This is a genomic window from Kitasatospora albolonga, from assembly GCA_002082585.1.
GTDB lineage: Bacteria > Actinomycetota > Actinomycetes > Streptomycetales > Streptomycetaceae > Streptomyces > Streptomyces stephensoniae.
Window position 1 is genome coordinate 8,013,471 of record CP020563.1, and the last position, 14,318, is coordinate 8,027,788.

A 14,318-nucleotide genomic window follows, 5' to 3' on the forward strand; every position below is an offset into this window, starting at 1 on the left:
GAACAGGAGCCTTCCGTCCCGGCGGGCTGATCCACGTGGCCGGAACCGCACGTATACGGACCGGCTCCGGGAACCGCTCCCCCTCTCCGGGCAGTTTGCCGGGCGAGGCGCGGCACGAACGACGGGAGGCGCCGGTGGAGAGCACCGGACCGGCTGGCACACACGGCATGGACGCTCTCGAGCGTCGTGGCCGGGCGATACCCGCCGGGCGTGCCCGGCGAGGGTGATCCACGCCGGGAGGTGATGGATTCCGGTCAATGTGGACCGGGCTTTCGAACCATTTCTCTCCTGACCGCCCACGCACCCCGCGTACACCCGCACACACCCCCTCGATCCCATATGACCAGAGAATTCTCCCACCCATCCAGAGAAGGAGTGGACGCCGGACATGGTGTTCAAGAAGTTGCTCGGAGCCCTCGGCGTAGGCGGCCCCTCGGTCGACACCGTTCTGCGACCGGGCCCCGCCCTTCCGGGCGGCCCGCTCTCCGGCGAGGTCCGCCTGAGCGGCGGCGGCAGCGACGTGACGGTCGAACGGATCTCCCTCCTCCTGGTCGCCCGCGTCGAGATGGAGGGCCATGACGAGGAGCAGGAGGGCACGGTCGTCCTCGAACGGTTCACCGTCGGCGGCGGATTCCGCCTCACGGAAGGCGCCGAACACGTCGTACCGTTCACCGTCACCCTGCCCTGGGAGACCCCGGTCACCGAGCTCCACGGCCAGCCCCTCGGCCCCGTGCTCGGAATCAGGACGGAGCTGGAGGTGGCCGGAGCCCGGGACAAGGGCGACCTCGACGCGCTCGCGGTGGCCCCGCTGCCGGCCCAGGAAGCGATCCTGGAGGCATTCGGACAGCTCGGCTACGGCTTCAAGTCGGCCGATCTGGAGCTCGGCCACATCCGGGGGACCGGCCAGCAGCTCCCCTGCTACCAGGAGATCGAGATCGTGCCGCCCGCCGGTCAGGCCCACGCCGTGAACGAGATCGAGGTGACGTTCCTCGCCTCACCGGCCGGCCTGGAGGTCGTGATCGAGGCCGACAAGAGGGCCGGGCTCCACTCGGAGAGCCACGACACGGTGCACCGCTTCACGACCTCGCTCCACACCGTGCCGCAGCCCGACCGCAACGCCGAGGTCGACGCCTGGCTGCAACAGGTGATCGGCGCCCACACGGCCCACGCGGCGCCGTACCCGTACGCACAGGGCGGCGGCCACCACCACGACGACGGACACCGCCGCTCGGGCCCCGGCACCGGAGCGGTGGTGGCCGGAGTCGCGGCAGGGGTGGCGGTCGGTGTGGTCGGCGGGATGGTCGCGGCCGAAGTGATCGACGAGATCGGCGACGCCTTCGAGGGCGATGAGGACGGGGAGGGCGACGAGGAGGGGTGACCCCCGGCACGGCCCCGCGCGGCACGAAGGCCCCTTCCCAGGGCTGCCCCAGAACCCGCCGCCCGAACTACCGCCCGAACTGCCGGTGAAGGTATCCGAGACGTCCTAGCGTGCCGGTACGCCCCTTTCGTACAAGCCGATCCAGGAGGTTTCACCATGAAGCACACGAGTCGCCCCACTGTCGGGGGCACCGCGGCAGCCGTCGCGGCTGCCGCACTCGTTCTCGGCGGAGCGGGTACCGCGGCCGCACAGCCGTCGCCCAAGCCCCAGCAGATCGCCTCGGCGCAGCTGCAGACGCACCTCGCCAAGGCGATCGGGCAGGAGCGCACGGCGGCGGCCTGCCTTCCGGTCTGCGCCGGCCAGATCGTGTAGCAGTCCCACCGGACTGACGAGGAGGTAGAGATGAGCACCGCGGACCGTTCCGAGACAAGCAGAACATGGTGCCCGAGCGGAAAGGCCGACGCGCCGGAGTCGGTGGTACTAGGCGTGCGCTCCGGGCAGGGCGGAGAGGTCGTGTACCTCGCCGACCCCGTGCCGGCCAGAGATGTCCTCCCGGTCATCCCGAAGGACGTCGAGCCGACCCGGGTGCTGCGCTTCGCGTCCCACTGCGTCAGCAACTGTCTGCACCGCAGGGGCAATGACTGCACCCTGGTGGAGCGGGTGGCGGCGACGCCGACGGACGAGAACCGGAGCGTGCCGCGGTGCCATCTGCGAACCCACTGCAAATGGTGGGTGCAGATAGGTGTGGACGGGTGCCGCCGGTGCCCGGCCCTGGCCACCACCGTCGTCGAGGGCGACGACCTGGGCGTGCTGGTCGCCGACCCCGGTACGACCCGGGAACAGCTGGAGGCATGGATAGCGGAGGCCGAAACCGAGGCCCCCGCACGGTAGGCGGGCCCACCGAGGCGCGGTACGCAGCGCCTCTTCCTCCGACCGGCACATGCGAGAACACGTCAGCCCGGCAGACAACGACTGCCGGGCTGACGTGCGGGTGGGCGAACGGGTTCCGGCCGCGTCACCTAAGGCTGTGCGTCGCTCTGCGGGCTTCTGCGGGGCCACAGAGGCGGCACCGAAACCGGCCGCCCTCGCACGACACCTCCCCTAAGCGCCGGTCGGCCCCGCTTGCTGCACGACTTCGAAAGACCAGACGGTGGACCCGCTGGCAGCCGACTTGGGCCGCTCCCCACCGCTGTCGCCGCCCTGGTGGGATGCCTTCATCGGCCCCTCCATCCACGCCTGGAAGGACGCCTCGTCACGCCAGCGCGTGTAGACGAGGTAGTTGTCCGTGCCCTCGACGGGGCGGAGGAGCTCGAACCACTCGAATCCGTCGGAGCCCTCGACGGCGTGGGCCCGGGAGGCGAAGCGCTTCTCGAGCGTTTCGCGTTGTTCCTGGGGGACGGTCAGCACATTGATCTTGACTACGCTCATGCGTTCATCCTGCCGCATGCCTTCGGGGGGTCTGCTCTTTGGGGAGGGGTTGTCGGCCGGGGTGCCCCTGCGCATCCCGATGGCCTTGCCGAACCACGGTCACTTCCATGCCGCTCCTCCGGGCGCGTACTGGTACCAGATCGGCACGGTGAGCGGGGCGCGCCCCTCCTCCGCCGAGTCCACGGCCAGCGCGGCGACATGGGGTTCGGCCAGGAACTGTTCACGCTCGTCGTGGGTGAGAGCCACAGATACTCCTCCATCGCGGGATGTCCTGCGCCCAGGTTGCCGCACTTTGTGATTGGCGGCTGCCCGGACGGTGACATCGTCGTACGTCGCCTGTCTGCGGGGCTGTGGACGTCCGGCGGTACGACGGTGCTGTTGTCAGGGGTGTCGAAGTCGGCGGTGGGCCGGATCATCGATCGCCTCGGACCGATGCTCGCTCTCCAGCCCCGCCAGCGGTTCGCCAAGGACATCGTGCTCATCGTGGACGGCACCCTGGTGCCCACCCGGGGTTGTGTGTTGGTTTGTGTTGGGGTTGATGGTGTGGGTGTGTAGGTGGAGTGGTGCGGCGTGTGTTTTGGTGGTTTGGGTTGTGTGCCAGTAGGTCTGGGCGGTGGGTGTGGTGACGGTGCCGTGGACGAGTGGTAGGTCTGTTGTGGAGGCGTGGAGGAGTGATTCGAGTCTGCAGGAGGCGATGGTGTTGGGGAGTTGGGGTTGTGTGAGGTAGCCCGTGATGGCGGCGGGTGGGAGTCCTTGGGCGAGGTGGCGTTGGACGGGGCCGATGTGCAGTAGTCCGCCGCCGGCGATGAGGACGTCTTTGGTGCGGGTCATCCGGGTGATGGCGCGTGTGGTGTCGAAGCAGTGGGGGAAGGAGTCGTCGATGACGGTTGTGCCGGGGTGGAGGCGGTCGATGTCGAGGAGTGTGGCGTCGCCGCTGACTGCTGTGACGATCAGCCGGGCTTTGTAGACGGTATCGGGGAGTTCCCGGTCTGATTCGAGTATGTCGATGGTGTTGGCGAGGCCGTGTTGGCGGAGGTGTTCGGCGAGTTGGTTGAGGCGTGGCCGGCTGCCGGGCAGGTCGCAGAGCAGGAGCCGGGCGGGTGGGGTGGGGGCCTGGCTGAGCAGTAGTTCCAGGGAGGAGGAGCCGATTGAGCCGAGTCCTACGAAGGCGACGGTGAGGTCGCCGAGTTGTTGTCCGGTGGCGTCGAGTGCGGCGTGGACGGTTTTGACGACGGAGACGACGGTTGTGGCGTGGCCGGTGGTGACGGCTGCGGTGGTGGTGGCGCGTAGGACGTCGAATCCGTAGTTGGTGTGTGAGGGGATCATGCCGGCGAGGGAGACGGTCCGGGCGCCGAGGGACGAGGCGAGGTCCACGCCGTGGACGGTGTGTCGTAGGAGGGTTTCGCCGGGGGCGAGTTCGTCGGCGAAGAGCGGTATGCATACGAAGCCGGAACGCCCCAGTGGTGTGCTGAGGGTTTCCAGGAGCCGTGGGTGTCCGTCGGGGAAGAGCAGGGTCCGCAGTTCTTCGCGGGGGAGTGCCGTTTCGGGGAGCTGTGCGAGGTGGGCGAGGTGGGCGGGGGAGGGCAGGTAGCCGATGAGGGCTGCGTCCATGGGCTGTTCCTGCCGGGCTATGCCCTGCCCCTGCCCCTGCCCCGGTCCCTGCCCCGGTCCCGGCCTCGGGCTCGGCCTTGGCCCTGGTCCTGGTCGCGGTGCGGTCCGGTTCCCGGTGCTCCGCTGTTCCGTGACCTGTCCGGTGGGGACTTGTCCGGCCGGTCCCTGTCCGGCGGGGGTGGTCGGGGTGGGGGTGGCCGGGGGCTGTTTCAGGGCTGGTGCGGCGGTCTGGGTGGGTGTGGCTGGTGGGGGTGTGTCTGCGGCGTGGTTCAGGTCGTCGCGTACCGCGTCTGCGAGGGTGGCGAGGTCTTGCGGGGTGAGTGCTGTGGCCGATGCGCGGAAGGTGAGCCGCAGTCGTCCGGAGTCCAGGGCGGCGGCCAGGAATACGTCCGTGCCGACCGGAGGCGGTGTGTACTCGCTGTCGCTGTTGTCCTGGGTGATGGTCAGTGTCTGTCCGCTCTGTGGTTCCAGGGCGGTGAAGTCGAGGTAGGTGAAGAAGAACTGTGAGGTCAGGGGCAGTCCGTGGGGCAGGGCCGGCACGGGGCCGTCGTGGATCTGTGCTGCGGTGGCCTCGGCGGCGATGTGCCGCAGGTCGTTCTCGAAGCCCGCGGTGGGGGGCCGCCCGGACTCCGGGCCGGCCGGGCGCAGGGGTACGGCGGTGGCGTAGGGGCCGAATACCCGGTGTGCGTCGGGCAGGGAGGGGTTCCGGCCGCTGACGGCGAGGCCGAGTATCAGGTCGCTCTGCCCGGTCGTTGTGGCGAGTGCCCGGTAGTACGCGGTGAGTACGGGGGTGTGGAGGGAGGTGCTGTTGCGGGAGGCGAGGTCGCGGAGCTTTGTCACCTGGCCGGTGCCGATCGTGAACCCGTGTGTGTGGAAGGGGGTGTGGGGGCCCGTTGTCTTCCGGCTGCTGTTTTTGGCTTCCTTGCCCAGTACGGGCAGGTGGTAGGGCGCGTTCAGCCGTGTCCACCGGTCCTCGCTGCCCGGCTGCTGCGCTGTAACAGTGCCTGTTTCGGGGCCTGTTGAGGTGGCCGAGCCGTTTCGTGCGGGGAGGTGGGTGGCGTGGTCGCGGAAGGTGCCGCGCAGTGGGGGCAGGGCAGGGTCCTCGCCCCGGGACAGGGCGTCGTACGTGGTTGTCAGTTCGCGGATCAGGAGTGCCGCGCTGTATCCGTCGCCGATGATGTGGTGGGCGTGGACCAGGAGGACGTGTTCGTCGGGGGTGAGGGTGAGTACGCGCAGGCGCAGCAGTGGCCAGGCCCAGGGTTCGAAGCGGCGTGTGCGTTCGGCGGCGACCCGGGTTTCCACGTCGTGGGGGTCGGTGAGGGTCTCGAAGTCGACGGGCAGGCGCAGGGAGGGCGGGAGTTCCTGCTGGATGGCCGGTCGTGTTCCGGCGGGGAAGACGGTGCGCAGCATGGGGTGCCGGGCCACGAGGGTGTCGACGGTGCTCTGGAAGCGGGTGGTGTCGAGGGGGCCGTGCAGGCGCAGCCGGGTGATCCAGGACGATGTTGTGCCCGGTGCGATGGCCTCGGCCAGCAGGAAGCCCTGCTGGGTGGGTGTGAGCGGGAAGGGCGTGGGCCCGCCCCCGGCCCCGGCCCCGCCCCTGGTCCGGGCTTGGTCGTCCGTTGCTGCCGGGGTCGTGCCGGGTTTCTGTGCCGGGGGCTCTCTGTCTGTTTTCCGTACCGGGGGCTGCGCTGCGCCTGCGCCTGCGGTGGTGGTGTCTGCTGCTGTGGTGGTGTCCAGGGTGGCGGCGAGGGAGGTGAGGGTGCGGTTGTGGTAGATGACGGTGGGCCGGGGGAGCACCCCGCCCTGCTGCTTTTCCAGTTGGGCGAATACTTCGAGGACGAGCAGGGAGTCGCCGCCCAGGGTGAAGAAGTCGTCCTCGCGGCATATGTCGTCGGTCTGGAGCAGTGCGGACCAGATGCGGGCCAGCCGGATTTCGGTCGGTGTCACGGGCGGTGTGCGGGGGGTGTTGCCGGGCTTTGCCGCCGCTTCCTCTTTCCCCGCCGTCTGCTGTTCCTGCGCTGCTTCGTGCGCTGCTTCGTGCACCGTTTCGTGCGCCGTTTCGTGCGCCGTTTCGTGTTCGTGTTTGTGTCTGTTTTCCGGTGGCGTGTCCGTGTGGAGCGAGGGCAGTTGGCGGCGGTCGATCTTGCCTGTGCCGGTGAGGGGCATTTTGTCCAGGGTGGTGATGCGGGAGGGGAGCATGTACGGCGGCAGTGCCTGGGCGAGGTGGAGGCGGAGTGCCATGGGGTCCGGGCCGGGGGTTCCGGGCCGGGGGGTGACGAAGGCGGTGAGGCGTTTGCCGTGGAGGAGGACGACGGCCTGGGTGATGTCGGGGTGGGTCTGGAGCACCGCTTCGATCTCGCCGGGCTCGACCCGGTTGCCCCGGACTTTCACCTGGTCGTCCAGGCGTCCGAGGAAGTCCAGGGTGCCGTCCTCGGACATCCGTACCCGGTCGCCGCTGCGGTACCAGCGTTTGCCCCGCCGGGTTGTGAACGCGGCTTCGGTCAGGGCCGGTTCGCCGAGGTAGCCGGGGGTCAGCCCGGTCCCGGTGATGAGGAGCTCGCCGGGTTCGCCGGGCCGCCGGGTCTCCCCGTCGGGGCCGACGACCTCGACCTCCGTACCGGAGACGGGGCGGCCGATGGGCAGGTGCCGTACGTGGTCGCCGGGGCGGGTGCGGATGATGTGGCAGGTCGTGTTGATGGTCGCTTCGGTGGGGCCGTAGAGGTTGGCGATGTGCTGGCTGCTGCCGAAGAGGTCGAACCAGCGGCGTACGTGGGCGGGTGAGAGGGTCTCGCCGCCGACGTGGAGCCATCTCAGCGCCGACAGGTCGGGGCGGGGTGCGCCGGAGCGGACCCGTTCCTCGGAGGCGGTGAGGAGCTGTTCCCAGAGGGTGGGTACGGAGCTCCACACGGTGATCCGGGTGCGTTCGACGTGTGTCAGGAGGAGTTCGGGGTCGCGCAGGAGGTCCCGGTCCACGGTGACCACGGTCGCGCCGGTGAGCAGGGGGGCGAGGAGCTGGCGTACGGAGGCGTCGAAGCAGAGGGATGCGGTCTGGGCGAGGCGGTCGTGCTCGTTGTAACCGAAGGTGCTGATGGCCCAGTTGAGGTAGTTCTCCATCGAGCGGTAGGTGATCGGGACGGCTTTGGGGCGGCCGGTGGACCCGGAGGTGAAGATGACGTAGGCGAGTGAGTCCGGGTCGGCGGGGCGGTCCGGGGCGGTGGCTTTTTCGGGGCCGTCCGTCTGCTGCGGGGCGGGCTCGGGTGTGTCGGCGGAGATCAGGGTGATGTCGCCGAGGGTTTCGCCCGTCGCCCGGGTGGCCGCGTGGCAGAGGACGGTGCGGGTGCCTGAGCGGGTGAGCTGGTCGGTGAGGCGTGCGGGCGGGTGGCTGGGGTCGAGCGGTACCCAGCCCGCGCCTGTGCGCAGGACGGCGACGACCGAGACGACGGTGTCGGGGCCGGGTTCGGTGAGGAGTCCGACGAGGCTTCCCGGGGTGACGCCGGTGGCCAGGAGCCGGGCCGCCAGTGTGCGGGAGGCGCGGTCGAGTTCCCCGTACGTCAAAGTGCCTGTCCCCGTTCCGGTTCCCGTTCCGGTTCCCGTTCCGGTTCCCGTTCCGGTTCCCGTTCCGGTTCCCGTTCCGGTTCCCGTTTCGGTTCCCGTTCCGGTTCCCGTTCCGGTTCCCGTTTCGGTTCCCGTTCCGGTTCCCGTTCCGGTTCCCGTTCCCGTGCCGGTGCCTGTCCCGATGCCCGTCCCCGTCCCCGTCCCCGTGCTGGTGCTGGTGCCGGTGTCGACGGCGACCGCGTCGGGGGTGGCACGGAACCGGGCGAGGAGCCGTTCCACGATGGTGGTTCCCTGGGCAGGGGCAGGGGTGGTTCCTGGGGTGAGGGTGCTCAGTTCGTTGTGGAAGTCGCGGTCCAGGCGGGCCACTGTTGCCGGGTCGAAGAGGCGGGCGGGGTAGTTCCAGGAGAGGCGCAGGGTTGTGCCGTCCTGCCAGCACAGCAGGCTGAGGCGGGTTGTGGGGGTTCCGGTTCCGGCTGCGGTCGGCCGTACGGTCACCGGGCAGTGTTCGTCGAGGGTGGCGGGGAAGCGGGCGAAGCTGAAACCGGCCGGGCTCGCTGTCCGCAGCCCTGTGCCCGGTCGGCCCGGGGGCAGCAGCCGGGCCAGGTCGAGGCTGGTGGGTGTTGCGTGCTGCTCGTTCTCCAGCCAGATCCGCCCGACCCGTTCGGCCAGGGCCCATACCGGTTCGTCCGGGTCGGTCTCGCAGAGGAGGGGGAGGGTGTCGGCCAGTGGCCCGACGAGCCGGTCCAGGCCCGGTAGCCGTCCCTCGCGCCGGGCGCGGGCGACGTTGACGGTGATCCCGCGCTGTCCGCTCCAGCGGGCCAGGCAGCGTATCTGGGTGGCGAGCAGGAGGTGGAACAGGCTGACTCCGTGGGCGGCGGCGCGTTCTTCCAGCAGGGTGGTGAGTGCCGGGGTGAGGGCGCTCTGGTGGGCGGTCAGGGGAGCCGCGGGGAGGGTGGCGGGGTCGCTGTCGTAGGGCAGTTGCAGTGTTCCGTCCCGGCCGGTCAGCCGGTGTGACCAGTACCGCAGGTCGGCGGCGAGGGCGGTGGAGCCCGTCGTGGAGGAGCGCTCCTGGGCGGCCGCGGCCGCGTACCGGGCGAAGTCGGCGGCGAGGGCGGGCAGTGGCGGCGCGCCCCCTCCCTCCTTTTTGCCCCCGCCCTCTTCCTTTTGGAGGGGCTGCCCGTGGGTGAGAGCGGTGTAGAGGGCCCAGAGCTCCTGGGCGAGGACGTTGAGGCTGTAGCCGTCCCCGGCGGCGTGGTGGATCACCAGCACGAGATGGGCCAGGTCCGGGCTTTCCCGGGCGAGGAGTGCGCGTACGGGGGGTTCGGCGGCCAGGTCGAAGGGCCGGTTGCGCAGGGCGGTTTCGAGGTCCTCGATCCGGCCGTGGCACTCCCGTGCCTCGTACCAGGCGGACAGTGCTGTGGGCGGTGCGATGTGCTGCTGAGGGCCTGCTGTGCTGTTGTCGTTGCTGCTGTTGTGGATGCGGAGGCGGAGCATGGTGTGCCGGTCGGCGAGCGCGGTGAGTGCGTGTTCGAGGAGTCCGGTGTCCAGGGGGCCCTGGACGGTCTGGCGGACGTAGCCGTGGGCCGGGAGGCCGGGGTGGAGCCGGCTGCTGGTGTGGAGGGCCAGTTGGACGGGGGTGAGCGGGAACGGTACGCCGTCCGCGACGGGGGAGGGGGCCGCCAGGGCTACTGGGGGCACCGGGGGTGTTGGTGGGGGGTCGGTGGGGGTGTCGAGGTGTGCGGCGAGTTCGCGGACGGTCCGGTACTCGAAGAAGAGTGTGGCGGGCAGCGCGGTGCCCAGTTCGCGTTCGAGCTGCCGTACGAGGTCGACGGCGGCGAGTGAGTCGAGTCCCAGGGTGAGGAACGGCTCGTCGTCGGGGATCTGGGCGGGCGGCAGCCGCAGCGCACCGGCCAGGAGCCGGCGCAGCAGGGCGGCGGTGCCGGTACCCGTTTCCGTACGGGTGCCGCTGCCGGGTATCCGCTCCGTGGCGGGCGCCGGGCTGCTCAACGGCGCGGACGACGGCTCGTTCAAGGACGACGGCCTGTGCGGGGCAGACGGCGTGTGCGGGGGTGAGGGCGTGTGCGGGGGTGAGGGCGGGTGGGGGGCCGGGGGTGTCAGATCGGCGAGCAGTACCTGTGCGGTATCGGCCCCGCAGGCCGTACGGAGTGCCGCCAGGGCGGGTGCGGTGGCGACCGGCAGGCTTCCGGCCCGTTGTACGGGGGCGGGGCCCGGCGCCGTCCGTGTGCCGAGACCGGTGGCCATGCCCGTCCCGGCGATCGCGGCGAGGTTCACGGACTGCCACGGCCTGCCCGCCCGCCGCTGCGACGCGGCGAACGCGTCGAGGAAGGCGTTGGCTCCGGCGTAGTCGCCCAGGGCGCCCGCCAGGCCGGGGAGCAGGGCGCAGACCGAGGAGAACGCCACGCAGACCGCGGGGTGGAGGCCGTGCCGTCGCAGCCCGAGGGAGAGCAGCACGGTGCCCCGGGTCTTGGCGGCCAGGGCCTGGGCGGTCTCGTCCGTGTTCCGGTTGCGCAGGGTGCCGGGGCGTACCACTCCGGCCGCGTGGAACAGGGCGTCCAGGCGCGGCAGCTGGGAGAGGAGTGTGTCGGTGTCCTGCTCGGAGGTGATGTCGGCCGTGTGGTAGTGGGCGGTTGCGCCGAGCGTGCGGAGTTCCTCGAGGAGTCCGGCGGGGGGCCGGGGTGAGCGCCCGGCGAGTACGAGGGTGGGGCGGCCGCGTGCGGCCAGGTCCCGGGCGAGCGCGCCGCCGATTCCGCCGCCGCCTCCGGTGATGAGGAAGGTCCCGTCGGGCGGCAGCGGGGGCGGTGCCGCGGTGCCCGGTGCCAGGGGGACGGTGCCACGGACGAGTCTGCGGCCCGCACGCCGGGCGACGGTGGTGGCCTGCCCGGGGGCGGTGTGTGCCCGGAGTTCGGCGAGTACGGCGTCGAGCCGCTGGGCGGGGGTGTCCAGTGAGCAGAGGTCGAGGGCGGTGGCCGAGCAGCCCGGGGTCTCCTGAGGCAGGGCCAGCAGCAGCCCGTTCAGCATGGCGTGGGCCGGCCGCGGCCGTTCGGGGGCGGCGCCCGTGGTGTGGACGTCTTCCGTGAGCACGACCAGCCGGCCGGCCTGGGTCGCATCGAGCAGGGCGAGAGCCTCGTCGAAGGCGGCCAGTGCGGCATTCTGCGCCGCCCCGAGCGTGTCGGCGTCGTCCTGGGCGGGCGCGGGCCCGGCCACCAGGACCACGGCGTCCGGCGGCCCGTCGCCCGGGGCGTGCAGGCGCAGGCCCGCGGCGGAGAGCTCCCCGGCGAGCCGGTCGGCCGACGGGGCGTCAGACCCGGTCAGCAGCACGGAAAGCGCCGCGTCCGGCAGGGTTTCGGGCAGGGGGGCGTCCTCCCACAGCACCTGGTGGAGCAGCGGGTTCACCGGCGGGTCGGCGGCCCAGTACCGCCGCCGCTGGAAGGGGTAGGGAGGCACCGGAACCCGCTGGTGGCCGGTGTCGAGCGAGGTGCGGTCCAGCGGTACACCGCGCGCCCACAGCCGCCCGGCGGTCTCCAGGAGCGCGCCGCGCCCGTCGTGCCGCAGCGGCCGGTCGCCGGAGTCTCCCGGCAGGGCGGGTATCACCATTACCCGCCCGCACGGACCACTGCCGCCGCCGCTGGGGCTGCCTTCGGTTCCGGTGTTCCCGCCGCCACTGGCGTCCGGGCCTCCCGCACGCCGTACCCCAGCCCCAGCAGCAGTCGAAGCCGCAGCCGCAGCCGCAGTCGAAGCCGCCGAAGCCGCATCCGCAGCCGAAGCCGTCGCATCCGTATCCGCGGTCGCAGCCGCTGCTGCCGCGTGGGCCGCGCCCGACAGGGTCGCCCCGTGCCCGATCTCCACGAACGTGTCGAATCCCTCCCCGGCCATGCGCTCCACGGCGGCCCCGAACAGCACGGGCCGCAGGGCGTGGCCGCGCAGGTACTCGGGGCTGAGGACGGGCTGCCACTGTGCGGTGACGGTGCTCATCAGCGCGATGGCCGGGGGGTGGAGGGTGAGTGCGCGGGCGGCGTCGGCGAGCCGGCCGGCGACCGGCTGCATGAGCGGTGAGTGGAAGGCGCGCGAGACGTGCAGGCGGCGTACGGGGACACCCCGGGCGCTGAGGTCGCGGGCGGCGCGTTCGACGGCGGGGACGGTGCCGGAGAGGACCTGGAGCCCGGGGCCGTTGTACGCGGCCACGGTGAGGTCACCGCCGGCCCCGGCCACCGTGTCGGCGACCGCGTCGGCGGCGGGCTTCTCTGCGGCGCGGACGGCGAGCATGGCGCCGGGCCCGGTGAGCGTCCCCATCAGGCGGCCGCGTTCGGCCGCGAACCGTACGGCGTCCTTCAGGGTCAGTATCCCGGCGGTACAGGCGGCGGTGATCTCCCCGACGCTGTGCCCGGCGACGGCGTCGGGCTCCACGCCCCAGTCCCGCAGCTGCCGGGCGAGGGCGACCCCGGAAGCGACGAGCAGAGGCTGCGCCACCTCCGTCATGGTCCGGCCGGCGGGGTCCGTCCCGGGGTCCAGGGCCCAGTCCACAAGGGGCCGCCCGTTCACGGGCCCGGCAAGCGCGGACGCCTCGTCCAGGGTGTCGCGGAACACCGGCGCCGTACGGTACAGGGCCCGGTCCCGGCCCGGGGACCGGGCGCCCTGCCCGGGAAACAGGAAGACCAGGCGTGCCCGGGTGGGGGCAAGGCCCTCGATGCGTGCGGCAGGCATGCCGAGCCGGTCCCGCAGATCACCGTCCGCGACGACGGCGAGGCGGTGGGGGCCCTCGTCGCGGGATGTGCTCGCGCTCAGGCAGACGTCCCCCTTCGTCGAGCTCCGGGTGCTCGTCCAGGCGGGCGGCCAGCTGTGCTGCCGCCTCCCGGAGTCCGGCGGCGCTGCGGGCCGACAGGGTCAGCAGATGGGGCCCGGTGCCGTGGCCGGCGGACGGGGTGCGGGGGGCGGGGGGCGGGGCCTGTTCGAGGACGGCGTGTGCGTTGGTGCCGCCGAACCCGAAGGCGTTGACGCCCGCCACGAGCGGCCCGGCACCGGTCCACTCCCGGGCCTCGGTCACCACGGAGAACCCCGGCGGGTGCGAGCCCCGGCGCGGGCGGTGCGTGGTGGAGCGATGCGGGGAGCCTGCGGTGGCCCAGGGCGAGGACGACCTTCACCAGGGAGGGCAGGGCGGCCGCGTTGAGGAGATGGCCGATGTTCGTCTTCACCGAACCGAGCAGCCGGGGCTCGCCATCAGCCCGTACGGGAAAGGCGTGGGGCGAGCGACCGCAGCTCGATCGGGTCACCCACGGCCGTACCCGTGCCGTGGCCTCCACGTAGGAGACCGCGGCGGGTCGGTACCGGCTTCCTCGTACGCCCGGGTGATGACCTCGCGCTGCCGCAGCGGGTTGGGTGCCATGAGGCTCATCGACCGGCCGTCGTTGTTGACGGCCGTGCCCCGGACCACCGCGAGTACCGGGTCGCCGGTGGTGCGGGCGGTGTCCAGCCGGGTCAGGACGAGGGCGGCGCCGCCCTCGCCGGGTACGAAACCGTCGGCACGGGCGCTGAAGGCGCGGCTGCGGCCGGTGGGGGAGAGAGCCTGCGCCTCCTCCAGCAGCCGGTGGCCGGTGGAGGTGAGGTGGAGGTTGACACCGCCGACGACGGCGAGGTCGCACTCGCCGTCCAGGAGGCTGCGCCGTGCCAGGTGCAGGGCCACCAGCCCCGACGAGCAGGCGGTGTCCACGGCGAGGGCCGGCCCGTCGAGGTCGAGCTCTGGGACCCGGGCGGCGATGAGGCTGGGCAGGTTCCCGGTGAGAGCACCGTGCACAGGAACCCCCTCGGCGCGGGCGCGGTCCAGGACGCTCCGGTAGCCGCTGTCCCCGACGGCGGCGAAGACACCGATCCTGCGCCCGCGCCGTCGGGCCGGCGTATCCGGCCCGCTCCAGGGCCTCGTGCGCGAGTTCCAGGAAGAGCCGCGCCTGCGGGTCCAGCGCGCGGGCCTCCTCCTCGCCGATGCCGAAGTATTCGGCATCGAACCGGTCCACCCGTCGAGCAGGCCGCCAGCGCTTCCCTCCGCCGCCCTGCTCGTTCCACCGCTCTTCCGGTACGGGGTGACGGCGTCGTGTCCGCTGCTGAGCAGGTCCCAGAACGCCTCGGGGGTATCGGCGCCGGGGAACCGGCACGCCATCGAGATGACAGCTGCGACGGGGTTGCCCTGACCGCTGTTCCGGCTCGCCCGCCGCTCGCTCTCCGGGGCGTCCAGGGCGGACGGCGAACGATCCGGGACAGCGGTCAGAAGATGACCGGCGAGCGCGGCGACGGTCCCGTGGTCGCGGATCACCGCCGAGGCAGAGTCACACCGAAG

General features: G+C 71.9%; 6 protein-coding genes and 3 pseudogenes. 4 read left to right on the forward strand and 5 right to left on the reverse strand.

The features are described from left to right. The first annotated feature begins 388 nt into the window (after nucleotides 1-388). The 3 genes from B7C62_34860 (at nucleotide 389) to B7C62_34870 (ending at nucleotide 2,269) form a co-directional block, all read left to right on the forward strand. Nucleotides 389-1,378, forward strand: coding sequence for a sporulation protein (locus B7C62_34860; protein ARF76897.1), 990 nt, complete (start codon nucleotides 389-391; stop codon nucleotides 1,376-1,378). 156 nt (nucleotides 1,379-1,534) lie between these two features. Then, nucleotides 1,535-1,750: a hypothetical protein gene (locus tag B7C62_34865; protein ARF76898.1), complete on the forward strand. Its 216-nt coding sequence runs from the start codon at nucleotides 1,535-1,537 to the stop codon at nucleotides 1,748-1,750. 30 nt (nucleotides 1,751-1,780) lie between these two features. Continuing rightward, nucleotides 1,781-2,269, forward strand: a complete 489-nt coding sequence (locus tag B7C62_34870) for a hypothetical protein (protein ARF76899.1) — start codon at nucleotides 1,781-1,783, stop codon at nucleotides 2,267-2,269. Nucleotides 2,270-2,479: 210 nt separating this feature from the next. Here B7C62_34870 and B7C62_34875 read toward each other — a convergent pair whose 3' ends face one another. Both B7C62_34875 and B7C62_34880 read right to left on the reverse strand, forming a co-directional pair. Next, nucleotides 2,480-2,806, reverse strand: coding sequence for an antibiotic biosynthesis monooxygenase (locus tag B7C62_34875; protein ARF76900.1), 327 nt, complete (start codon nucleotides 2,804-2,806; stop codon nucleotides 2,480-2,482). Between the two features lie 114 nt (nucleotides 2,807-2,920). Next, a pseudogene (locus tag B7C62_34880) lies at nucleotides 2,921-3,052 on the reverse strand (pyridoxamine 5'-phosphate oxidase). A gap of 48 nt (nucleotides 3,053-3,100) precedes the next feature. Here B7C62_34880 and B7C62_34885 point away from each other — a divergent pair. Further along, complete coding sequence (locus B7C62_34885) at nucleotides 3,101-3,361, forward strand: hypothetical protein (GenBank protein ID ARF76901.1); 261 nt, start codon at nucleotides 3,101-3,103, stop codon at nucleotides 3,359-3,361. A 1,326-nt stretch (nucleotides 3,362-4,687) separates the two neighbouring features. Here B7C62_34885 and B7C62_34890 read toward each other — a convergent pair. The 3 genes and pseudogenes from B7C62_34890 to B7C62_34900 all read right to left on the reverse strand — a co-directional run bounded on the left by B7C62_34890 (nucleotide 4,688) and on the right by B7C62_34900 (nucleotide 14,136). Beyond that, a pseudogene (locus B7C62_34890) lies at nucleotides 4,688-12,694 on the reverse strand (non-ribosomal peptide synthetase). 19 nt (nucleotides 12,695-12,713) lie between these two features. After that, entirely contained in the window at nucleotides 12,714-13,037 is a 324-nt protein-coding gene (locus B7C62_34895; protein ID ARF76902.1) for a hypothetical protein, read from the reverse strand. A 43-nt stretch (nucleotides 13,038-13,080) separates the two neighbouring features. Next, nucleotides 13,081-14,136 (reverse strand): annotated as a pseudogene (locus tag B7C62_34900) (hypothetical protein). Between the last annotated feature and the right edge of the window lie 182 nt (nucleotides 14,137-14,318).

Coding starts and splice junctions, on each gene's coding strand:
- B7C62_34860 (ARF76897.1), top strand. CDS start 389: ATGGTGTTCAAGAAGTTGCTCGGAGCCCTCGGCGTAGGCGGCCCCTCG.
- B7C62_34865 (ARF76898.1), top strand. CDS start 1,535: ATGAAGCACACGAGTCGCCCCACTGTCGGGGGCACCGCGGCAGCCGTC.
- B7C62_34875 (ARF76900.1), bottom strand. CDS start 2,806: ATGAGCGTAGTCAAGATCAATGTGCTGACCGTCCCCCAGGAACAACGC.
- B7C62_34870 (ARF76899.1), top strand. CDS start 1,781: ATGAGCACCGCGGACCGTTCCGAGACAAGCAGAACATGGTGCCCGAGC.